General features: G+C 71.3%; 21 protein-coding genes and 1 pseudogene. 8 read left to right on the top strand and 14 right to left on the bottom strand.

All coding sequences use genetic code 11. From position 1 onward, the window contains the following. Positions 1–32 precede the first annotated feature (32 nt). The 3 genes and pseudogenes from AQI95_RS16445 to AQI95_RS16435 form a co-directional block, all read right to left on the bottom strand. Positions 33–1,060, bottom strand: a pseudogene (locus tag AQI95_RS16445) (hypothetical protein). A 50-nt stretch (positions 1,061–1,110) separates the two neighbouring features. After that, positions 1,111–1,758 (bottom strand): hypothetical protein, encoded by a 648-nt coding sequence (locus AQI95_RS16440; protein WP_067123555.1) that lies wholly within the window; start codon positions 1,756–1,758, stop codon positions 1,111–1,113. A 222-nt stretch (positions 1,759–1,980) separates the two neighbouring features. Next, a complete protein-coding gene (locus AQI95_RS16435; protein ID WP_067124069.1) occupies positions 1,981–2,382 on the bottom strand; it encodes an ATP-binding protein in 402 nt (133 codons plus the stop codon). A 108-nt stretch (positions 2,383–2,490) separates the two neighbouring features. Here AQI95_RS16435 and AQI95_RS16430 point away from each other — a divergent pair, with 108 nt between their 5' ends. Together AQI95_RS16430 and AQI95_RS16425 are read left to right on the top strand one after the other, a co-directional pair. Beyond that, entirely contained in the window at positions 2,491–3,318 is an 828-nt protein-coding gene (locus AQI95_RS16430) for a helix-turn-helix domain-containing protein (protein ID WP_067123553.1), read from the top strand. Further along, a complete protein-coding gene (locus tag AQI95_RS16425) occupies positions 3,299–3,487 on the top strand; it encodes a DUF397 domain-containing protein (protein ID WP_067123551.1) in 189 nt (62 codons plus the stop codon). The genes AQI95_RS16430 and AQI95_RS16425 overlap by 20 nt, the downstream gene beginning before the upstream one ends. Here the strand turns inward: AQI95_RS16425 and AQI95_RS16420 are convergent. After that, the gene (locus AQI95_RS16420; RefSeq protein WP_067123549.1) at positions 3,471–4,640 is read right to left on the bottom strand and encodes a steroid 3-ketoacyl-CoA thiolase; all 1,170 of its coding nucleotides are present in this window, start codon (positions 4,638–4,640) and stop codon (positions 3,471–3,473) included. The genes AQI95_RS16425 and AQI95_RS16420 overlap by 17 nt on opposite strands. Before the next feature lie 236 nt (positions 4,641–4,876). On the opposite strand from AQI95_RS16420, the gene AQI95_RS16415 reads away from it, so the two are divergent. Beyond that, the gene (locus AQI95_RS16415; RefSeq protein ID WP_067123546.1) at positions 4,877–6,112 is read left to right on the top strand and encodes a cytochrome P450; all 1,236 of its coding nucleotides are present in this window, start codon (positions 4,877–4,879) and stop codon (positions 6,110–6,112) included. A gap of 102 nt (positions 6,113–6,214) precedes the next feature. Here the strand turns inward: AQI95_RS16415 and AQI95_RS16410 are convergent, their stop codons facing one another. From AQI95_RS16410 to AQI95_RS16370, 9 genes are all read right to left on the bottom strand, one after another. Further along, complete coding sequence (locus AQI95_RS16410; protein WP_067123544.1) at positions 6,215–6,865, bottom strand: YoaK family protein; 651 nt, start codon at positions 6,863–6,865, stop codon at positions 6,215–6,217. Positions 6,866–7,007: 142 nt separating this feature from the next. Beyond that, positions 7,008–7,421 carry an aggregation-promoting factor C-terminal-like domain-containing protein gene (locus tag AQI95_RS16405; protein ID WP_067123542.1) on the bottom strand — a complete coding sequence of 138 codons (414 nt, stop codon included), beginning with the start codon at positions 7,419–7,421 and terminating at the stop codon, positions 7,008–7,010. A gap of 291 nt (positions 7,422–7,712) precedes the next feature. Further along, positions 7,713–8,603, bottom strand: coding sequence for an ECF transporter S component (locus tag AQI95_RS16400; protein WP_067123540.1), 891 nt, complete (start codon positions 8,601–8,603; stop codon positions 7,713–7,715). After that, positions 8,600–10,336: an ABC transporter ATP-binding protein gene (locus tag AQI95_RS16395; RefSeq protein WP_067123538.1), complete on the bottom strand. Its 1,737-nt coding sequence runs from the start codon at positions 10,334–10,336 to the stop codon at positions 8,600–8,602. Before AQI95_RS16395 ends, AQI95_RS16400 begins: the two co-directional genes overlap by 4 nt. Then, positions 10,333–11,514 (bottom strand): CbiQ family ECF transporter T component, encoded by a 1,182-nt coding sequence (locus tag AQI95_RS16390; RefSeq protein ID WP_167361946.1) that lies wholly within the window; start codon positions 11,512–11,514, stop codon positions 10,333–10,335. The genes AQI95_RS16395 and AQI95_RS16390 overlap by 4 nt, the downstream gene beginning before the upstream one ends. Next, positions 11,501–12,151: an SCO2322 family protein gene (locus AQI95_RS16385; RefSeq protein WP_067123534.1), complete on the bottom strand. Its 651-nt coding sequence runs from the start codon at positions 12,149–12,151 to the stop codon at positions 11,501–11,503. Before AQI95_RS16385 ends, AQI95_RS16390 begins: the two co-directional genes overlap by 14 nt. Continuing rightward, positions 12,148–13,365 (bottom strand): SCO2321 family membrane protein, encoded by a 1,218-nt coding sequence (locus tag AQI95_RS16380; RefSeq protein WP_067123532.1) that lies wholly within the window; start codon positions 13,363–13,365, stop codon positions 12,148–12,150. Before AQI95_RS16380 ends, AQI95_RS16385 begins: the two co-directional genes overlap by 4 nt. Positions 13,366–13,698: 333 nt before the next feature. Beyond that, positions 13,699–14,157 (bottom strand): nuclear transport factor 2 family protein, encoded by a 459-nt coding sequence (locus AQI95_RS16375; RefSeq protein WP_067123530.1) that lies wholly within the window; start codon positions 14,155–14,157, stop codon positions 13,699–13,701. Between the two features lie 59 nt (positions 14,158–14,216). Continuing rightward, complete coding sequence (locus AQI95_RS16370; RefSeq protein WP_067123528.1) at positions 14,217–15,242, bottom strand: Strvi_7410 family MBL fold metallo-hydrolase; 1,026 nt, start codon at positions 15,240–15,242, stop codon at positions 14,217–14,219. Positions 15,243–15,372: 130 nt separating this feature from the next. On the opposite strand from AQI95_RS16370, the gene AQI95_RS16365 reads away from it, so the two are divergent. Next, complete coding sequence (locus tag AQI95_RS16365; protein WP_067123526.1) at positions 15,373–16,824, top strand: aldehyde dehydrogenase; 1,452 nt, start codon at positions 15,373–15,375, stop codon at positions 16,822–16,824. A gap of 3 nt (positions 16,825–16,827) precedes the next feature. After that, positions 16,828–17,061 (top strand): ferredoxin, encoded by a 234-nt coding sequence (locus AQI95_RS16360; protein ID WP_067123524.1) that lies wholly within the window; start codon positions 16,828–16,830, stop codon positions 17,059–17,061. Between the two features lie 12 nt (positions 17,062–17,073). Here the strand turns inward: AQI95_RS16360 and AQI95_RS16355 are convergent, their stop codons facing one another. Then, positions 17,074–17,706 (bottom strand): TetR family transcriptional regulator, encoded by a 633-nt coding sequence (locus tag AQI95_RS16355; protein ID WP_067123522.1) that lies wholly within the window; start codon positions 17,704–17,706, stop codon positions 17,074–17,076. 220 nt (positions 17,707–17,926) lie between these two features. Between AQI95_RS16355 and AQI95_RS16350 the strand changes: the two genes are divergently transcribed. The 3 genes from AQI95_RS16350 to AQI95_RS16340 are packed head-to-tail and all read left to right on the top strand — an operon-like array spanning position 17,927 to position 21,161. Next, positions 17,927–19,354, top strand: a complete 1,428-nt coding sequence (locus AQI95_RS16350) for a glycosyltransferase family 4 protein (protein WP_067123520.1) — start codon at positions 17,927–17,929, stop codon at positions 19,352–19,354. Continuing rightward, positions 19,348–20,094 carry a class I SAM-dependent methyltransferase gene (locus AQI95_RS16345; protein WP_067123518.1) on the top strand — a complete coding sequence of 249 codons (747 nt, stop codon included), beginning with the start codon at positions 19,348–19,350 and terminating at the stop codon, positions 20,092–20,094. The genes AQI95_RS16350 and AQI95_RS16345 overlap by 7 nt, the downstream gene beginning before the upstream one ends. After that, a complete protein-coding gene (locus AQI95_RS16340; RefSeq protein ID WP_067123516.1) occupies positions 20,091–21,161 on the top strand; it encodes a prenyltransferase/squalene oxidase repeat-containing protein in 1,071 nt (356 codons plus the stop codon). The genes AQI95_RS16345 and AQI95_RS16340 overlap by 4 nt, the downstream gene beginning before the upstream one ends. Positions 21,162–21,269: the final 108 nt, after the last annotated feature.

Genomic DNA, 21,269 nt, shown 5'->3' with positions numbered 1-21,269 from the left:
CCGATGAGGCCGAACACCAGCAACTGCAGCCGTCAGCGGTTGACTGCCTGGATCTCCTGGACGTTCATGTCCTGGGTCGTGTCGAAGGTGCCGTTCGGAAGGCTACCGTTCGTGCCGCCTGAGCCCTCCCACGAGATCTGCCACGTGATCGATGCCTTCAACTGGTACGGCCGGCCGTTGGTGGCTCGCAAGTAGGTGATCCCGCACGGCGGGGTCTTGTTCGCGTCACCTGCGGTGTAGGGAGCGCCAATGGATCCGTCGGCGTTGATCGTGCAGTCGCCAGAGGCTGGGTACGTCTCGGCGTCGGACGTGCCCGGGTCCAGGTGCAGGGCGATGGGCTTCGCTGTCGTCTCCGCCCACACACCGACTTCCGGCAGCTCGGCGCGGACCTTGACCGGCTGAAACTTGGCCTTGTCCAACCACACCCAGGTCGGAAGATTCACCGTGGACTTGACGGTGGGCCTCACCTCGACCTCGGTCTTCGGGACATTGATCTTGTTGTAGGCGTAGGCGGCGAGGACATCGGGAGTGGGGGCGTGCTTGTCGTTCGGCAGGGTACGGGCGTTCTGCCAGAACAGGGTCTGCTCGCAGTCGGCCGAAGCGATGTCGTTCCGCCTGTTCGGGTTGATCACCCCGCGCCAGAACATGCCGTCCTTGCCGAGGTTGTAGTTCGTATAGCCCGCTCCGCTCCCGAACTCCGCTTTGTCCTTCTCGTAGTGGTCCACCATCAGCTGCTCGCCCCAGCTGAGAGACGGAGTGACGGGCACCAGGTCCCCGTTGGGGTTCCTCTTGAGGCGGCTGACCGCGTCCTTGAGCTGCTGGGGGTGGCCACGGGCTCGTACCAGCACGCTGGCGGCCGCCAATTGGGGTCCACTGGGGCCAGTGGCTTGGCGGAGCTGCCGGTACCGCCGCTGACCTGGGTGACCTTGATGCGGGTCGCGGTGGCTGCCGCGGTCAGCGTGCTGCCGGAGGCGTCACCGGAAGGCTGCTTCTGCGCAGGCGGGCTGGGAGACACGTCGCCGCCCCCGCCGTAGCCGTACGCCGCGGTGGCAGATGCCATCAGAGCGACGAATGTGGCAGACAACAAGCACAGGCCCTTGCGTGCGCCCCTCACTGCCCGCATGCTCCCCGCTCAGTCTGCACCGACCGCGTCTTCCAGACCCCTTGGGAGGTCTTCTCCAACGTGGTCCGGTACTGGAGGTACGGGCTGGTACCCGTCGGGGTGCCCGCGAGCTTGTTCGTCTTCCGGTTTTTGGTGTCCGCCTTCCCTTCATCCACACAGTAGAAGAGCACACCCAATCCCTGGCCGTTCACCTGAACTTGGGAATCGAAGACCCTGACCTTGCCAACCAGGCTGTCATCCGTCTTCGCGTAGCCCTTGACCCATGTGCGGACCGAGTCCAGAGCAGCGCCCTCGTTGTAGAAGGCCACCGGGCTTGTATTCGGGTCGGCCTCGATGATGGCTGCGTGGTCCGCTCGCAGAGCTTCCTTGCCGTCATCCATGATTGCCTGCAGCTTCGGGTTGCTGTTCGTCCAGCCCTCGAAGTTCATCGTGAAGGTCGATGGCAGCGTGACCTCCGGTCGCTTCACGTCGGACGCCCTGGAGGCCGAGGCCGACGGGCTACTGCTCGCCCCCGCGTCCACGCCCTTGATCTTGTCCGAGGATGCCCCGCTACCCCCTCCCGAGCTACAAGCGTTCAGCAGCAGCGCGGCAGATGCGGTGAGCGCGGCTGTAACGAGCCGGGCGGGGCGGTTCACTGTGGACTCCTGTGTAGGTGGGGGTGACTCAATCCAACTAACGCTACCCATGGGGTGCGCGATGCCACTAGTTGGGTTTGCGTCGAGATCGCGTAACCCGAGAGATGGCATCAGGGGAACTGGAGGCTCTTGCTCTGACCCGCATAGGAAGGGAACACGTCACCTGCGTAGCCGCCTGAGTGTCGACCCCGCCCAGGGGCCCGTTCCTTTCCGGCCCAACGGTCACGTCTCGGTCGGAGTCGGGAAAACACCCTCCGCCGCGCACTCGAACCACACCGTCTTGCCCCGGCCGCCTCCCGCGCTACCCGCCGACACCCCCCACTTGTCGACCACGGCGTCCAGCAGCGCGAGGCCGCGTCCGCTTTCCGGGTCGTGGTCCATGTCGGGCTTGGACAGGGGGAGTTGGGCGTAGCCGTCGGTCACCTCGGCCCGCACGCCCGCCGTCTGCCGTACGAGCAGTACGGTGCAGCGGCGATCGGGTACGTGTCGTACGACGTTCGTCACCAGCTCGCTCACGCCCAGTTCCACGGCGAACGTCAGCTCCGTCAGCTGCCATTCGTCGAGCAGCGAGCGGACGATGCGGCGGATGTGGCGTACCGAGTGCTCGCCGATGGTGAGGTTCATGCGGTACTGGGGAGTGTGGGGAATGTTGAGGTTCACAGGACGATGCTGACCTCGCGTCACTACGCTGGGCTACGGGATGAACACAACGGGTCCGAGAGGGGACTTGGCATGGTGAACATCAACGCCCTCGACCCGAGCGCCTCACCGCTCGACTACTACGGCTTCGAGTTGCGCCGCTGCCGAGAAGCGGCGGGACTCACACAGAAGCAGCTCGGGGACATCATCAACTTCACCGCGTCGCTGGTGGGGCAGATCGAGACGGCACGGAAGCTGCCGACGCTGGATTTCAGCGAACGGGTGGATGCGGCGCTGGGCACGGGTGGCTTACTGTCCCGGCTGCATCCGCTGGTGATGCGCAGTCAGCTCCCGGCGTGGTTCCAGCAGGTGGCGGAGCTGGAGGTGCGGGCGGCGGAGATCTGCTCCTTCCAGACGCACATGATCCTTGGCTTGCTCCAATCCCCGGCGTACGCCCGTGCGGTGCTCGGAGCGGTGGACCGAAGCGACCTCGACGATCGCACCGCCGTCCGACTGGCGCGCCAGAACATGTTCGAGAAGGAGGAACCGCCGGTCTTCTGGGCGATCCTCAGCGAGGCCGCACTGTATTCGGAGATCGGCGGCCGGGAGACCATGCGAGGTCAACTGGTTCATCTGTTGACCTTCGAAGACAACCCAAGGATCAACATTCAGATCTTGCCGTTCTCCGCAGGAGCGCACGCGGGCCTCACCGGCTCGTTCGACCTCTACCGGTTTGCCGACGACCCCACCATCCTCTATACCGAGAGCTTCCGCAGCGGGCACCCCACGGCGAACCCGGAGACGGTCAGGGAGTGCTCGCTCCGTTACGATCATCTGCAGGCCGCCGCACTCTCCCTCAAGGGCTCGGCGGAGTTGATTCGGCGCGTGATGGAGGACCGCTATGGAGAGCAAGTGGCGTAAGTCCAGCTACAGCAGCGACCAGGGCGGCCAGTGTGTCGAGGTCGCCGAACTGGCGGAAGCCACTGTCGCCATCCGCGACTCCAAGACCCCCGCGGGACCGATCCTCACGGTCGGCCCCGCCGTCTTCACCGACTTCGTCACCTGGGCGTCGGCTACAGCCGCTGGATGATCGTCCCCGTCGCCAGTCCACCGCCCGCGCACATCGTGATCAGCGCGAACTCCTTGTCCGCGCGCTCCAGTTCGTGCAGGGCGGTGGTGATCAGGCGGGCGCCCGTCGCGCCGACGGGGTGGCCCAGGGCGATCGCACCACCGTTCACGTTGACCTTCTCCAGGTCCTGCTCGAAGACCTGCGCCCAGCTCAACACCACGGAGGCGAAGGCCTCGTTGATCTCGACGAGGTCGATGTCCTTCAGGGACATGCCCGCCTTGCCCAGCACCGCGCGCGTCGCGTCGATCGGGCCGTCGAGGTGGAAGTGCGGGTCGGCGCCGACCAGCGCCTGGGCGACGATGCGCGCCCGGGGCTTCAGCTTCAGGGCGCGGGCCATCCGCTTGGACGCCCACATGATGGCCGCCGCTCCGTCCGAGATCTGCGACGAGTTGCCCGCCGTGTGGACGGCCGTCGGCATCACCGGCTTCAGGCGGGCCAGCGCCTCCGGCGACGTGTCCCGCAGGCCCTCGTCCTTGTCGACCAGGCGCCACATGCCCTGACCGGCGAACTGCTCCTCCTCGGTCGTCGGCACCTGCACGGCGAACGTCTCACGCTTGAAGCGTTCCTCCGCCCAGGCGTGGGCCGCTCGCTCCTGTGAGCGCAGGCCCAGCGCGTCGACGTCCTCCCGCGTCAACCCCCGGTGGCGGGCGATGCGTTCGGCCGCCTCGAACTGGTTGGGCAGGTCCACGTTCCACTCGTCCGGGAACGGCTTTCCGGGGCCGTGCTTCGAACCGGAACCCAGTGGGACGCGGGACATCGCCTCGACGCCGCAGCTGATGCCGACGTCGATCACGCCGCCCGCGACCATGTTGGCGACCATGTGCGAGGCCTGCTGGGAGGAGCCGCACTGGCAGTCGACGGTCGTGGCGGCCGTCTCGTAGGGGAGGCCCATGGTCAGCCAGGCCGTGCGCGCGGGGTTCATGGACTGTTCGCCGGCGTGGGTGACCGTGCCGCCGACGATCTGCTCGACCGCGTCGGCGGGGATGCCGGTGCGGCCGAGGAGTTCACGGTAGGTCTCGCCCAGGAGATAGGCGGGATGCAGATTGGCGAGCGCGCCGCCGCGCTTGCCGATCGGGGTGCGGACGGCTTCGACGATCACGGGTTCGGCGGCCATGGGTGCGGGTCCTCTCCGAGAGGGCTCTCCTCCAGAACTAGTACGCGTTCTAGTTCTGTTCAGCAGTCTGCTGACGTGATGTCCATCACCGCAAGGGTCTTGCAGGTGCCGAAGTTGCGATCTGCACGAATTCCGCACGGATTGGGGGTGCCATGCCTCTTGCTACTTGTAGAACTCGTTACTACCTTCACGGCACCCGCTGATGGGCCGTCAGAACTCAACGACGGGAGCCGCCGATGCACTGCCCCGCGCTGCCCGACGGGTTCGACCTCACCGATCCCGACCTGCTGCACCACCGTGTGCCCCTGCCCGAGTTCGCCGAGTTGCGCCGCACCGAACCGGTCCGCTGGATCGCGCAGCCGCACGGCGTCGCGGGCTTCGCCGACACCGGCTACTGGGCCGTGACCCGGCATACGGACGTCAAGTACGTCTCCACGCACCCGGAACTCTTCTCCTCCACCCTCAACACCGCGATCATCCGCTTCAACGAGCACATCCAGCGCGATGCGATCGACGCCCAGCGGCTGATCCTGCTCAACATGGATCCTCCGGAACATACGCGGGTGCGGCAGATCGTGCAGCGGGGCTTCACGCCACGTTCCATCCGCGCCCTGGAGGAACGGCTCAGGGCGCGCGCCGGGTCGATCGTCTCGGCCGCCCGTGACCGCTCCGGAGCCTTCGACTTCGTCACCGAGGTCGCCTGTGAACTGCCGCTCCAGGCCATCGCGGAGCTGATCGGCGTACCCCAGGAGGACCGGTCCAAGATCTTCGACTGGTCCAACAGGATGATCGCCTACGACGATCCCGAGTACGCCATCACCGAGGAGGTCGGCGCGGAGTCGGCCGCCGAGATCATCGCCTACGCGATGAACATGGCCGCCGAGCGGAAGCAGTGCCCGGCCCGCGACATCGTCACGACCCTCGTCGCGGCGGAGGACGAGGGCAACCTCAACTCCGACGAGTTCGGCTTCTTCGTGCTGATGCTGGCGGTCGCCGGGAACGAGACCACCCGCAACGCCATCACCCACGGGATGCACGCCTTCCTCACCCATCCCGAGCAGTGGGAGCTGTTCAAGCGGGAGCGGCCGGCCACCACGGCCGAGGAGATCGTGCGCTGGGCGACCCCGGTCAACGCCTTCCAGCGGACGGCCACCGAGGACACGGAGCTGGGCGGGGTCCGGATCAAGAAGGGCGACCGCGTGGGGCTGTTCTACGCCTCCGCCAACCACGACCCGGAGGTCTTCGCCGACCCCGACGGCTTCGACATCACCCGCGACCCCAACCCCCATCTGGGCTTCGGCGGCGGCGGTCCGCACTTCTGCCTCGGCAAGTCGCTGGCGATCCTGGAGATCGACCTGATCTTCGGCGCGATCGCCGACGCGATGCCCGGCCTGCGGCTGGCCGACGAGCCGCGCCGGTTGCGCTCGGCCTGGATCAACGGAGTCAAGGAACTCCAGGTCACCACCGGCTGACCCGCCCTGACCCGGCGGGTCGGCCCACCCCGAGGGAGGCAGGAGCACTCCTACCCCGACGCCCCGTTCCTGCCTCCCCCGAGGTCCGCATCACGCTCGCACTCATTCGCGGCCCGACGCCACCACCGCCAGCGCCCCGGAGGCGACGGCCGCGATCAGCAGCGGGATGCCGAGGCCGTGGTGGAGGACCAGCAGCGCGCCCAGGAGGGCGCCGACGAACATCGCGACCACCGAGGCCGTACGGCGCGGTGAGCGGTGGCCGGTGGCGTCGCCGAGGCGGGACTCGGAGGCCAGGCCGGTCAGGGTCATGGTCAGGACGGTCGTGGTCAGGTCCGGGATGCCGAGTTTGCGGACGGTCGCGTTGCGCAGGCCCATCGCGAAGGCGGTCAGGGCGATCAGCGCGTAGCGGGTGCCACTGGTGTCCGGCCAGGCGAAGGCCACCGCCGCCGAGGCGCCGACGAGGACGGCCTCGGCGGCCAGCGTCAGCCGGGTCCACCGGCGCCGGGTGCCCCCGCCGACCCGGGCCGCCAGCCGGCCGCCCGTCACCGCGCCGAGCAGGAAGCAGGCCAGTGAGGTGGCCGTGTGCGGGACGGAGAAGCCGGGCGCGCCGGCCGCCGCGAAGCCGAGGACGACCACGTTGCCGGTCATGTTGGCCGTGAAGACCCGGCCGAGGCCCAGATAGCTGACGGCGTCGATCAGCCCGCTCACCACGGTCAGGCTCAGCAGCACGGCCACCAGCCGCAGCCCGCGCATCTCGGGGTCGTACGCCTCTTGTGCCGATGCATTCTCCGCCGCGCTCACCGGTTCAGTGGACCACGCGCGGGCCGGGGAACGCCGAAGGCGGCGGCCCGGGGATCGGGGCCGCCGCCTTCAAGGCTTTGGTGGGGGGTGCGGCTCAGTACCAGCCGTTCGCCTGCCAGAAGCTCCAGGCCTTGACCGGGCTGCCGTAGCGGGAGTTCATGTAGTCCAGGCCCCACTTGATCTGGGTGGCCGGGTTGGTCTTCCAGTCGCCGCCGGCGGAGGCCATCTTCGAGCCCGGCAGGGCCTGGACCAGGCCGTAGGCACCGGAGGAGCTGTTGGTGGCGGACGGGTTCCAGCCACTCTCGTGCGAGACGATCTTGCTGAAGGCGTTGAACTGCGAGGCGTCCGGAATCATCTTCTTCGCGATCGCCTGAGCGGAGGAGGCCGAGGCCGGGGCGGCCTGAGCGGGCGCCGCGGAGAGCGCCATGCCGGCGGTGGCGGCGGCCACGGCGGCGACGGTGAGGGCCTTCTTCGGGGAAGCGATGCGGCGGATGACGGAAACGGACACGGAGCACCTCTTGCGTCGGGGACAGGGGGCTCGCCCGTATGGCGTGGCCATCGTTCGTGCGATGGCCGCATACGTCGGCGCCGCGGCCTGTGAGGGCTCGGGGCGCCTGGCGACGTCGTCCAGACAAGCAGGCTCGCAGTAGGTCCGCAATGACCCCTTTTACTAGTTGTGGCCGGATCGACGGGAAACATCGGTTCTGTGGCGTGGGTCTCAATGCGCAGGTCAGCGAGGGTGAGCTGCCGGGCATATCGGACATTCGTTACTACGAGCCGGAATCGTAGGTGATCCGCGTCATGTGGGGTGCTTCACCGCCTGCGTGCCGCTGGGTGAGCCGCCGTATCCGTCCGGTGAGCGCTCCTGGGGCTCGAATGTGACCGCGGTCTCGAACGCGGCCCGCCGTGTGGCCCGGCGCAGCGCGCGCAGCACCGCCGGGCCGAGGACGAGGGTCAGCACCACCGTGCAGACGGCCCGGCCCAGGTCCCAGCCGAGCGAGGTGGCCAGGCAGTACGCGACGAAACGGGCCAGGTTGGCGGGGACGGAGGCATGGGCGTCGAAGGAGATGTTCGAGGCGGTGGCCCCCATGAAGGGCCAGCCCGCCAGATTCATGACCGTGCCGTAGGCGAAGGCGGCGAGGAAGCCGTAGACGCCGAGAAGCAGCAGCTCTGCCCTTCCGCGCAGCCGGACGGCGCCCGGCAGCAGCCCGGCCCCCATCGTGAACCAGCCCATCGCCAGCATCTGGAACGGTAGCCACGGCCCGACCCCGCCCGTGAGCAGCGCGGACGCGAACATCGTCACCGAGCCCAGCGTGAAGCCGAAGCCGGGGCCCAGCACCCGCCCGCTCAGCACCATCAGGAAGAACATCGGCTCGATCCCGGCCGTCCCCGCGCCGATCGGCCGCAGCGCGGCCCCCGTCGCGGCCAGCACTCCGAGCATGGCCACGGCCTTCGGCCCGAGGTCCGACTCGGAGATCGTCGCCGCCACGACCGCGACCAGCAGCACCAGCAGCCCTGCGAAGAGCCAGGGCGCGTCCTGGGCGTGGGCGCTCAGCTGCGAGGTGGGCGGGGCGAGGAAGGGCCAGCCGAAGGCGGCCACACCGACCGCGCCGACCAGCACGAGTGCGATGAGCGAGCGGGGGCGCAGCCGGACGGCGTGCAGACGGGCCGAGCGGCGCGGGGCGCTCATGCCAGGGCCTCGCGCACCTCGGCCACGGTGAGCCACTGCTGCGGGGCGAGGATCTTCGTCACCTGCGGCGCGAAGGACGGCGAGGAGACGACGATCTGAGCCGTCGGTCCGTCGGCTATGACGTCCCCCTCGGCGAGCAGCACCACCCGGTGCGCGATCTCGGCCGCCAGCTCCACGTCGTGCGTGGCCAGCACGATCGCGTGCCCCTCGGCGGCGAGCCCGCGCAACACGGTCACCAGACGGGCCTTCGCCGCGTAGTCCAGGCCGCGCGTCGGCTCGTCGAGCAGGAGCAGGGGCGGCCGGGCGGTCAGTACGACGGCCAGGGCGAGCGCCAGGCACTGGCCCTCGGAGAGGTCGCGGGGGTGGGTGTCGTCCGTGATCCCGGGCAGCAGCCGCGACACCAGGGCCCGGCAGGTCCCCGGCTCGGCACCGGCGTCCCGGTCCGCCGCCGTGCACTCCTCGGCGACCGTGTCCGCGTACAGCAGATCACGGGGCTCCTGCGGGACGAGGCCGACGCGGCGGACGAGGTCGGCAGGAGCGGTGCGGTGGGGGGTGACCCCGCCGACGGTGACCGATCCGGTGCTGGGCGCGATGAGGCCGACGAGGCAGGACAGGAGGGTGGACTTGCCGGCGCCGTTGCGGCCCATGAGGGCGAGGGTCTCGCCGGGGGCGACGGTCAGGTCGATGCGGCGCAGGGCGTCGATACGGCCTCTGCGCACGGAGAGGGCGTGGACCTCGGCGCCGGGGGTCCGCGTGGTCTCGGGGGCGGGGGCGGGGCGGCGCCGGAAGAGGGAGCGCCGCGCTGTGCCGGTGCGACCGCCCGCGGCGGCGGGAGCGTCCTGAAGGGGGGCAGCGCACTGCGCGACCGGCCCCGGCGCACCCGCGGACGCGGTGGCGTGCGTGCCCGCGGCGGCGGACGCGGACAGCCGTTCGCGCAGCGGAGCGGCCCGGCGGCGGGCGTCGCGGACCGTCAGGGGGAGGGGGGACCAGTCGGCCAGGCGCCCCAGGGCCACCACCGGGGGGTGGACGGGGGACACGGCCATCACCTCGGCCGGGGTGCCGGTGACCGGGGGTTCGCCGGGAGCGGGGAGCAGGACGACGCGGTCGGCGTAGTGGATCACCCGCTCCAGACGGTGCTCGGCCAGCAGGACCGTCGTACCGACGTCGTGCACGAGGCGCTGGAGCACGGCGAGGACCTCCTCCGCCGCGGCCGGGTCCAGGGCCGAGGTCGGCTCGTCCAGGACCAGCACCCGGGGGTGCGGGGTGAGCACCGAACCGATCGCGACCCGCTGCCGCTGCCCGCCGGAGAGGGTGGCGATCGGGCGGTCCCGCAGCCCGGTGAGGCCCAGCAGATCAAGGGTCTCCTCCACCCGGCGCCGCATGACGTCCGGGGCGAGCCCCAACGACTCCATGCCGTAGGCGAGTTCGTCCTCGACGGTGTCGGTCACGAAGTGGGCGAGCGGATCCTGCCCCACCGTGCCGACCACGTCGGCGAGTTCGCGCGGCTTGTGGGTGCGGGTGTCCCGGCCGGCCACCGTGACGCGGCCGCGCAGGGTGCCGCCGGTGAAGTGCGGCACGAGTCCGCTCACCGCGCCGAGCACGGTCGATTTGCCGGCCCCGGACGGGCCGACGAGCAGCACCAGTTCCCCTTCCGGCACCTCGAAGTCGACGCCCCGGACCGTGGGTTCGGCCGCGCCGTCGTAGGTCACGCTGACATCCTCGAAGCGGATCACGACGGCTCCTTGGGGGCCTTGGGGGCCTTGGGGGCCTGGGGGACGGCGAAGGCGGGCAGCAGGGCGAGGAGGATCGCCGCGGCGGGCCACAGGGGGAGAGCGGGGGCGACGAGCGGGACCACGCCCGGGTGCAGGGCCTCCGGGTCGCGGGCGGAGGCCAGGCTGAGCAGCGCGGCCACGGCGACGCCGGAGCCGGTGACCAGCCAGGCCCGCGCGTTCCAGGGATCGGGACGGTACCGGGTGCGCAGCGAACGCCGGCCGCCGAGCCGGAGCCCGGCGAGCGCGGCGGCGACACCGGCGAGCAGAAGAGGGACGCCGTAGGTGCCGCCCTCGGCAGTGAGCAGCCCGTACGTTCCCGCGCACACGCCGAGCAGGCCGCCGAGGGTGAGCGCGGCCGTCGTACGGCGGACACGGGCGGGCACCTCGGCACTGCGGCCGTAACCCCGGGCCTCCATCGCGGCGGCGAGCGCGACCGAGCGCTCCAACGCGCCCTCCAGGACCGGCAGTCCGACCTGCAGCAGGCCGCGCACGCCCCGGTCGGGACGGCCGCGCAGCCGGCGGGCGGCGCGCAGCCGCTGGACGTCGGCGATGAGATGCGGCGCGAAGGTGAGCGCGACGACCACGGCGACACCGGTCTCGTACAGGGCGCCGGGCAGGGATTTCAGCAGCCGGGCGGGGCCGGCGAGCGCGTTCGCCGCGCCGACGCAGATCAGGAGGGTGGCGAGCCTCAGGCCGTCGTAGCCGGCGAAGACGAGGGCCTCGGCGGTCACCTTTCCGCCCAGCCGGATGCCCTGTGCCCAGTGGGGGAGCGGGACTTCGGGGAGGGTGAGCAGGATGTGGGTGCCGGGGACGGGGGAGCCGAGGGCGATCGCGAAGAACATCCGGACGAGCAGGACGGCGAACGCGAGCTTGGCGAAGGCGGCGTAGGCGCGGGCGGCGGGGGTGGGAGTGCGGTGCGTCGCCACGACGTAGGCGGAGGCGGCTATGAGAAGGGCGAGCAGGAGCGGATTGGTGGTGCGGGTGGCCGCCGTACCGAGACTCAACGCCCAGAGCCACCAGGCGCCGGGGTGGACGGAGGGACGGCTGGGGCACCTTGAGGGTTCGGGCGACCGCAACCCCCCAGGGGCGCGGGGAACTGCGCGACCAGCCCCCACCGGCCCGCAGTCAGACGGAGTCATCGCGTCGCCGTCGGTTCCGCCACACCGCCGCGCCTCCCAAAAGAGCTACGACACCCACGCCGATCGGCAGGCCCAGGGACGGCCCGTCGCCCGAACCGTCGCTCTTCTGCGGCGACTTCTTGTCCGAGGACGCCGAAACCTGCTCTCCGCACCCCTTCTTCGGGTACCCCGAGATCGCGCAGAGCAGCGCGTTGGTGTCGTACCGCAGCGGCCCCGCCACGGCGGCCAGCGCTTCCGCGGTCGTGCCGTCGGCGGACACCCGCGCGCAGGCCGTGCGGCCGCCCGGCGGCGTCTCGCCGGACGGCGCGTCCGCCGGGGTGCCGAAGTCGAGGACCAGGGCCACCCGCTTCATGCCGGACTTGGCCGGCGTGGCCGAACAGATCGCGCCGAAGTCCGCCGCGCCGCGAGGCCGGCTCGCGTCCGCCGAGTCCGCGCTCACCGCGAAGCGGAAGCCCTCCACGGCGCCGTCGTCGGGACGGGCGGTCGACGGGCCCTGCGTGGCATACGTCCACTGCCCGCCCGACCGCTCCCAGAAGGACCAGTAGCGGTAGCCCGTGGCGTGCGCCTGGGGCACCGCGGCGACCAGCGCGGCGAACGCGGCGAGCAGCAGGCCCGCGGTGCGGCGGACGGCGGTCACGGCCGGCGCTTCTTGCGGCCGCTGAACAGGAAGCCGATGCCGATGCCCGCGACGAGGCAGACGCCGACGAACCACCAGAGGCCGAACTTCGAGCCGCCGTCGGACTTCTCGGCCTTCCCGGTCTCGTGTCCGGCGGAGTCCATCCGCGGGGCGGGGCCCAGTTCGTTGAGGGACCGCACGAGGCTGGTGCCGCCGAAGTCACCCGGCTGCGCGCCGATCGCGTGGGCGGCGAGGATCAACTGGGCGTACGCCGCGGGGCCGCTCTGCTTCGCCCACGGGCCGGCGTTCTTCTCCAGCCAGTCGTACGCCTTCTTCGCCGGCTCGGTCCGGCCGTCCGCGGCGAGCGCGACGACGGTGTCCGCCGTGTTGCCGTAGTCCGGCTGGGGCTTGGCGCCGGCCAGCGTGGACTGGAGGTGCCCGGTCTTGCCGACGGCCGCCGCCAGATAGGCGCCGGCGTTGTCGGCGACCTGTGCCGCAGTGGGATGCGCGGCCTTCGCGCAGGCGGCGTCGGCGGGAGCCTTGCCGGCCCGGGCGACGAATCCCTTGCCGAGCGCGCCGAGGACACCGGCCGCCGTCGCGTCCGCGTTGGCGGCGGGCTTGCCCTTCTTGTCCGGCTGGTAGGCGAGGGCGCCGCCACCGTCCTGGTCGCAGGGCAGGGACATGGCGGCGAGGAGGTCGTAGGGGGACTTGCCCTCCTTGGTGACCTTCGCCGGGTCGGCGCCGGTCGCGGTCAGCGCGCCCACGACCACGGAAGTGGAGTTGGTGTCGCTGGCCTTGCCGGGGTAGTAGGCCCAGCCGCCGTCCTTGTTCTGCACGGACTTCAGCCAGGTCACCGCCTTGCCGACGGCGTCGTCGTGCCCGCCGGTGGCCTTGAGCGCCTGGACCGCGGCGGCGGTGCTGTTGGTGTCCACCATGACCTTGCTGTCGCAGGCCTTGGCGGGATCGGCGCGGAAGGCGGCGAAGGCGCCGTTCGTGCACTGCTGCCCGGCGAGCCAGTCCACGGCCTTCGCGGCCGGCTCGTAGCCGAGGGTCCGCTGGGCGATCAGCGTCAGCGACTGCCGCCACACACCGTCGTAGGTGGGGTCGGACGTGCCGTAGAGCCCGGACGGGATCGCGGCCTTCACAGAAGGCGACGGGCCGGCGGCCATGGCGGGTGCGGCGGCGGCCAGCACGCCTACGGCGGCGAGAACCGCGGCACTGCGGCGGACGTTCATGGTCGGCGACTGCCTCTCCTGCGGGGAACCGGCAGCGCACGGGAGACACCCCGGGCGGCTCGGCTCCGTAAACCTCGACGGTGCCGTGCGCGGCGGGCCGCCGACGCACGCGAGCCGGTCAACGTCCCGTCCGGGGCATTCCGGCTCACCGCCGGGAGGCGGCTGACGGATGGGGGTGCCCCCGGCTCGAGCGAAGCCGAGAGTCGGGGGAGGGTCGGCGCCGGAATTGCACCGGCTTCCCCCCGTACGGGTGTGATGACGACTCGGCCACTTTACCGGCACCCCCGAGCGCCCCGAGGAGTGGCCGTGCGCACAACACCACGGTGACCGGCGTCACGGCCTCGGCCGGACCTTCGGGGTGTCGCCGGCGAAGGGCAGGTGCAGGGTGCGGGAGGCGATCAGCCAGGTGCCGTCGATCCGGCGGAAGACGTCCTCGTAGTGGCCGACCTGGACGGGCGGCCCGGCCGGGACCATGTCGCCCCGGTGGCCGTCGATGCGGTACGTCGAGAAGTACGAGACGGCGCTTGCCGTGTCCGGACCGGTCACGGTGACCAGCACATTGGACATCAGCCGGCGGGAGAGCCGGTCGGCGGGGCGGGAGCCGAAGTACGCGCCCAGCGCCTCCCGGCCCTCGATCCGGCGCCCGTCCCCCGGCGGGGGCCACTCCCAGGCGCCGTCCTCGGCGAACAGTGCGGCCACGGTGGCCGGTTCACCGAGGTCGAGCCGGTGGACGAAGTCGACGACCAGGCGCTCGCAGGCGCGTTCGGCGAGCAGCCGCTCAAAGGGTTCCATGAGGCTGTGTAGCACGGAGCCTCTCGCTCACCCCACGCAACGTCCCCTCACCCACCCCCTCACACCGCCACGTACGTCACCGGCTCGCTGCCCGGCACCGGTTCCGCGCGGCCCTGTTTCACCAGGCGGCGCAGATGGGACTCGGCTTCCGAGACGGCGATGGTCCGGGAGCCGTAGGGGATCTCGGACCAGGGGCGGTTCCACTCCATGCGCTCGGCGAGCTGCCAGGGGGTGAGCGGCTCGGCGAGCAGGGCGAGCAGACCGGCCAGCCGTTCCTCGTGATGGGTGAGCAACTCCCGTACCCGTCCCGTCGCGTCGGTGAAGGTGTGCTGGTGGGCGGGGAGGACCTCGGCGGGGGCCAGGCGGCCGATCCGTTCCAGGGAGTCGAGGTAGTCGCCGAGGGGGTCGGTGACGGTCGCGTCGTCGGGGTCCTCGTACAGACCGATGTGCGGGGTGATCCGGGGCAGCAGGTGGTCCCCGCTGAACAGGCGGCCGCGGCCGACGAGTCGGGCGGGGTGCTCCTCCTCCAGGTGCAGGCAGACGTGGCCGGGGGTGTGGCCCGGGGTCCAGATCGCGCGCAGCCGGCGGCCGGGCAGGTCGAGGAGTTCACCGGGGACGATCTCCCGGTCGGGCAGGGCGGGGGAGAGGCCGGGCAGGCTCCGGCCCCGTGCGCCGCGCAGCGGGGCCACATGCTCCTCGGGCGCTCCGGCAGCCGTCAGCTTGGCCGCCATGTACGTGAACCACCGCTCGGGCCGTGTCCGGCGCGCCCTGCGCACGATCGCCGCATCGGCCTCGTGCATCGCCACCCAGGCGCCGCAGGCCTCGCGCACCTTGGCCGACAGGCCGTGGTGGTCGGGGTGGTGGTGGGTGATGACCACGCCGTACACCTGTGACACCGCCGTACCGCAGGCCGTCAGCCCCGCCACGAGCGTGTCCCAGGCGTCGGGGTCGTCCCACCCGGTGTCGATGAGCACCGGTCCGCGGTCGGTCTCCACGACGTACACCAGCGTGTGGCCGAGGGGATTGTCCGGTATGGGCACCGCCACGGACCGCACGCCCCCGCCGTGATCGAACGTCGTCACCATCAGGTCCTCCGCCCCTCCGCCCGGCGCCACCGCCGGGCCGTCCCACGGCCATTGCCCATGATAACTAGAACTGATATCAGTTCTGAAACAGCGTCAGAAACACTTGCGGTGCGGTGGGAGGCGGACGGCCATGACCGAGCGCGTGGAACACGGACAGCTGTTCATCGGCGGGGAGTTGACCGATCCCCTGGGCAAGGACGTCATCGAGGTGATCTCCCCGCACACGGAGGAGGTCATCGGCCGGGTGCCGCACGCCTGTCCGCAGGACGTGGACCGGGCCGTGGACGTGGCGCGCCGCGCCTTCGACGAGGGGCCGTGGCCGCGCGCCACGCCGCAGGAGCGGATCGAGGTCGTCACCCGGATCAAGGACGGCATCGCCGCGCGGCACGAGGAGATCGCGCGGGTCATCTCGTCGCAGAACGGCTCCCCGTACTCCTGGAGCGTCCTCGCCCAGGCGCTCGGCGCGATGATGGTGTGGGACGCGGCGATCAGGGTCGCGCGGGACTTCACCTACGAGGAGCGCCGCGACGGCGTCCTCGGCCCGATCCTCGTCCGGCGTGAGCCGGTCGGGGTGGTCGCGGCCGTGGTCCCCTGGAACGTCCCGCAGTTCGTCGCGGCCGCCAAGCTCGCGCCCGCGCTGCTGACCGGCTGCACGGTCGTGCTGAAGCCGTCCCCGGAGTCCCCGCTGGACGCGTATCTGCTGGCCGAGATCGCGCGGGAGGCCGGTCTCCCCGAGGGGGTCCTCTCCGTCCTCCCCGCCGACCGCGAGGTCAGCGAGTACCTGGTCGGCCACCCCGGCGTCGACAAGGTCTCCTTCACCGGCTCGGTCGCCGCCGGCAGGCGGGTGATGGAGGTCGCCGCCCGCAACCTCACCCGGGTCACCCTGGAACTGGGCGGAAAGTCGGCGGCGGTCGTCCTCCCGGACGCCGAAGTGCACACGGCGGTGGCCGGCATCGTCCCGGCCGCCTGGATGAACAACGGGCAGGCGTGTGTGGCCCAGACCCGCATCCTCGTCCCGCGCGCCCGCTACGACGAGTTCGCCGATGCCTTCGTCCAGGCCGCGAGCGCGCTGAAGGTCGGCGACCCGCTGGACCCGGCGACCCAGGTCGGCCCGCTGGTCGCCCGCCGCCAGCAGCAGCGCAATCTCGACTACATCCGGATCGGGCAGGAGGAGGGCGCCAAGGTACTCACCGGCGGCGGCCGTCCGGACGCTCAGGAGCGCGGCTGGTACGTCGAGCCGACCCTGTTCGGCGACGTCCACAACGCCATGCGCATCGCCCGCGAGGAGATCTTCGGCCCGGTGATCTGCCTGCTCCCCTACGGCGACGAGCAGGAGGCGGTGAAGATCGCCAACGACTCGGACTACGGCCTCTCGGGCAGCGTGTGGACGGCCGACGTGGAGCACGGCATCGACATCGCCCGCCAGGTCCGCACCGGCACCTACTCGGTCAACACCTTCAGCCTGGACATGCTCGGCCCGTTCGGCGGCTACAAGAACTCCGGCCTGGGGCGGGAGTTCGGCCCGGAGGGGTACGGCGAGTACCTGGAGCACAAGATGATCCACCTGCCGGCGGGGGCGTAGGCCATGGGCGACCGCTGGCACGTCGAGGTCGACCGGTCGGTGTGCATCGGCTCGGCGCAGTGCCTCCACCACGCCCCGGACCGCTTCCGCCTCGACTCCGCCCGCCAGTCCCACCCGGTGGCCCCGGACGCCGACGCCAGCGAACCGATCCTGCGGGCGGCCGAGAGCTGCCCCGTGGAGGCGATCCTGATCACCCTGCGGGAGAACGGGGAGGCGGTGTTCCCGCCGGAGGAGTAGGAGCCGGGACCCTCAGCGGGTGCCGCCTGGTTCCGTCAGGTCGATCAGGCGGCACACCGTCTCGATGTCGATCTTCACCTGGGCGATGGACGCGCGGCCCGAGAGCCAGGTGATCAGCGCGGAGTGCCAGGTGTGCTCGATGACGCGGACCGCCGAGAGCTGCTCGGGCGTGGGGTGCTCCAGGCCCACCGCGTCCAGGATGATCAGGGTCGTCTGGCGGGAGACCTGGTCGACCTCCGGCGAGACGCTGCGGTCGGCGAAGGTCAGCGCGCGCACCATCGCGTCGGCCAGGTGCGGCTCCCGCTGGAGGGCGCGGAAGGCCCGCATCAGGGTCTCCGATACCCGCTCGGCCGCCGTCTCGCCCGCCGGGGGCTTCTTGCGCAGGGTGCCGTGCATGTGCTCCAGCTGGTCCTGCATGGTCGCCACCAGCAGGTGGATCTTGGAGGGGAAGTAGCGGTACAGGGTGCCCAGGGCCACCTGGGAGGACTCCGCCACCTCACGCATCTGTACGGCGTCGAAACCGCCCCGGCTGGCCAGCTGTGCGCTCGCGTGCAGGATCCTGCGGCGGCGGGCCTCCTGGCGCTCGGTGAGCGGCGACGAGGAGGGCCGGGACGTAACTGTTTCCACCTTGGGTTCCGCAGGCATGGGTCCCGTTCCGTGACAGTCGGTGAAAGCGTCTGTGGGGCACGTGATCACACAGCATGGCAGGGCTGCGCGCCGTGGCGCGAATCACCTGATCCACTGCTCACAGCTCCCCTACCTGCCGGTAGATTCAAAGCCTCTTGAACGATCAAGTCTGAAACTTGTTCTAGATTACCGTCCCGTCGTAGTCTCGCGGGACAGCGCAGGCAGAAGGGGGCACGGAGTGACCGCTGAGGCCCAGGATGCGGGTGCCCAGGAGGCCCCCGCCGCCGACGGCGGGCGACCGCTCGACATCGCGCTCCTCACCTATAAAGGGAACCCGTTCTGTGGCGGCCAGGGCGTCTACGTCCGGCACCTGTCGCGCGAGCTGGCCCGGCTCGGGCACCGGGTCGAGGTGATCGGCTCACAGCCCTACCCCGTCCTCGACGAGGGGTACCCCGGAATCACCCTCACCGAGCTGCCCAGCCTCGACCTCTACCGCCAGCCCGACCCCTTCCGCACCCCGGGGCGGGGCGAGTACCGGGACTGGATCGACGCCCTGGAGGTCGCCACGATGTGGACCGGCGGCTTCCCCGAGCCGCTGACCTTCTCGCTGCGCGCCCGCCGCCATCTGCGCGCCCGCCGCGGCGAGTTCGACGTCGTCCACGACAACCAGACCCTGGGATACGGGCTGTTGGGGGACATCGGCGCGCCGCTGGTCACCACCGTCCACCACCCCATCACCGTCGACCGGCAGCTGGAGCTGGACGCGGCCGAGGGCTGGCAGCGCCGCTACTCGGTGCGCCGCTGGTACGCCTTCACCCGGATGCAGAAGCGCGTCTCGCGCCGGCTGCCCTCGATCCTCACCGTCTCCGGCACCTCCCGACAGGAGATCGCGGACCACCTCGGCGTCCGCGACGACCGCCTCCACGTGGTCCACATCGGCGCCGACACCGATCTGTTCGCGCCGAATCCGGCCGTGGCCGAGGTGCCGGGCCGGATCGTCACCACCTCCAGCGCCGATGTGCCGCTGAAGGGACTGGTGTTCCTCGTGGAGGCCCTGGCCAAGGTGCGCACCGAGCACCCGGCCGCCCATCTCGTCGTCGTCGGCAAGCGCCCCGAGGAGGGACCGGCCTGGGCGGCGATCGAGCGCTACGGCCTCCACGGCGCAGTCGAGTTCGTCAAGGGCATCTCCGACGCCGAACTGGTCGACCTGATCCGCTCGGCCGAGGTCGCCTGCGTGCCCTCGCTCTACGAGGGCTTCTCGCTGCCCGCCGCCGAGGCCATGGCCACCGGCACCCCGCTGATCGCCACGACCGGCGGAGCCATCCCCGAGGTCGCCGGCCGCGACGGCGAGACCTGCCTGGCCGTGACCCCGGGCGACGCGGACGCGCTCGCCGCCGGGCTCGTACGGCTCCTGGGCGACCGCGAGCTGCGCGGACGGCTCGGTGCGGCGGGCCGGGAGCGGGTGCTGCGGCACTTCACCTGGGCCCGCGCCGCGGAGGGCACCGTCGCCCACTACCGCGAGGCCATCGCCCTCTCCCACGCTCGAAAGGGCTCGCGCGGGGGGACCTTCGACGGCGGCCCGCGCCCCGGGCCGCACACCGAGCAGACCGAGGGCCGCCCCACGGCCGCAACAGGCGTCTACACCGAAAGCAGGGCCACGTGCTGACCGTCGACTTCTCCCGGTTCCCGCTCGCCCCGGGCGACCGGGTCCTGGACCTCGGCTGCGGGGCCGGCCGGCACGCCTTCGAGTGCTACCGGCGCGGCGCCCAGGTCGTGGCCCTGGACCAGAACGCCGAGGAGATCCGCGAGGTCGCCAAGTGGTTCGCGGCGATGAAGGAGGCCGGGGAGGCGCCGGCCGGCGCCACCGCCACCGCCATGGAGGGGGACGCCCTCGCGCTCCCCTTCCCCGACGAGTCCTTCGACGTCGTCGTCATCTCCGAGGTGATGGAGCACATCCCCGACGACAAGGGGGTGCTGGCGGAGATGGTGCGCGTCCTCAAGCCGGGCGGGCGGATCGCGATCACCGTGCCCCGCTACGGCCCCGAGAAGGTCTGCTGGACGCTGTCCGACGCCTACCACGAGGTCGAGGGCGGCCACATCCGCATCTACAAGGCCGACGAGCTGGTCGCCAAGGTCCGCGAGGCGGGCCTGAAGCCCTACGGCAGCCATCACGCGCATGCGCTGCACTCGCCGTACTGGTGGCTGAAGTGCGCGTTCGGCGTCGACAACGACAAGGCGCTGCCGGTACGGGCGTACCACAAGCTGCTGGTCTGGGACATCATGAAGAAGCCGCTCGCCACCCGGGTCGCCGAGCAGGCCCTCAACCCGCTGATCGGCAAGAGCTTCGTGGTCTACGCGACCAAGCCGCACCTCCCGCGCCTCGCCGAAGGGGCGGCCGCCAAGTGACCACCCCCCGGACAGAACACCTCGTCCTGCCCGGGGTCCTCACCGCCGGGCAGGCCGCCGCGACCGTCCGCGGCATCCTCGCCGTACAGCGGGAGGACGGCGCGATCCCGTGGTTCCGCGGCCACCACCTGGACCCCTGGGACCACACCGAGGCCGCGATGGCCCTGGACGCGGCCGGCGAGCACGAGGCCGCCGAGCGGGCGTACACCTGGCTGGCCCGGCACCAGAACGAGGACGGCTCCTGGTACGCCGCCTACGCCGACGGCGCCCACGACGACGTCACCGACCGCGCCCGCGAGTCCAACTTCGTCGCCTACATAGCCGTGGGCGTGTGGCACCACTACCTGTCCACCGGAGACGACACCTTCCTGGACCGCATGTGGCCGACCGTCTACGCGGCAGTGGAATGGGTGCTCGGGCTCCAGCAGCCCGGCGGCCAGATCGGCTGGCGCCGCGAGGACGACGGCACGCCCACCGCGGACGCCCTGCTCACCGGCAGCTCCTCGGTCCACCATGCGCTGCGCTGCGCGCTCGCCATCGCCGATCAGCGCGAAGAGCCCCAGCCGGACTGGGAGTTGGCGGCGGGGGCACTGCGCCACGCGATCCGCCGGCACCCGGAACGCTTCCTGGACAAGGACCGCTACTCGATGGACTGGTACTACCCGGTCCTCGGCGGCGCGCTCACCGGCGAGGAGGCCAGGGCTCGCATCGCCGGGTCCTGGGAGAGGTTCGTCGTACCCGGCGTCGGCGTGCGCTGCGTGGTCCCCAACCCCTGGGTGACCGGCGGCGAGTCCAGCGAACTCGCCCTCGCCCTGTGGGCGGTGGGCGAGTCCGACCGCGCCCTGGAGATCCTGCAGTCCATCCAGCACCTGCGCGACGCGCAGAGCGGCCTGTACTGGACGGGCTACGTCTTCGACGACGAGGCGATCTGGCCCCGCGAACTCACCACCTGGACGGCCGGCTCCCTCCTGCTCGCCGTCGCGGCCCTCGGCGGCCACGAGGCCACCTGCGCGGTCTTCGGCGGCGAGCATCTGCCGACGGGCCTGGACCCGGACTGCTGCGACTGAGAGCCGGTGGTGCGGCGCCCCGTAAGGGGCGCGGGTCTGCCGTGCCCCCCAAGTGGCGGATCCGACTCGACCGGGCGACCCTGCCAAAGGAAGCAAACCGCTCGGGGA

It is taken from the genome of Streptomyces yokosukanensis (genome assembly GCF_001514035.1).
GTDB lineage: Bacteria > Actinomycetota > Actinomycetes > Streptomycetales > Streptomycetaceae > Streptomyces > Streptomyces yokosukanensis.
Note: the sequence above shows the minus strand (reverse complement) of the source record. Positions and strands in the feature narration are given on the sequence as shown.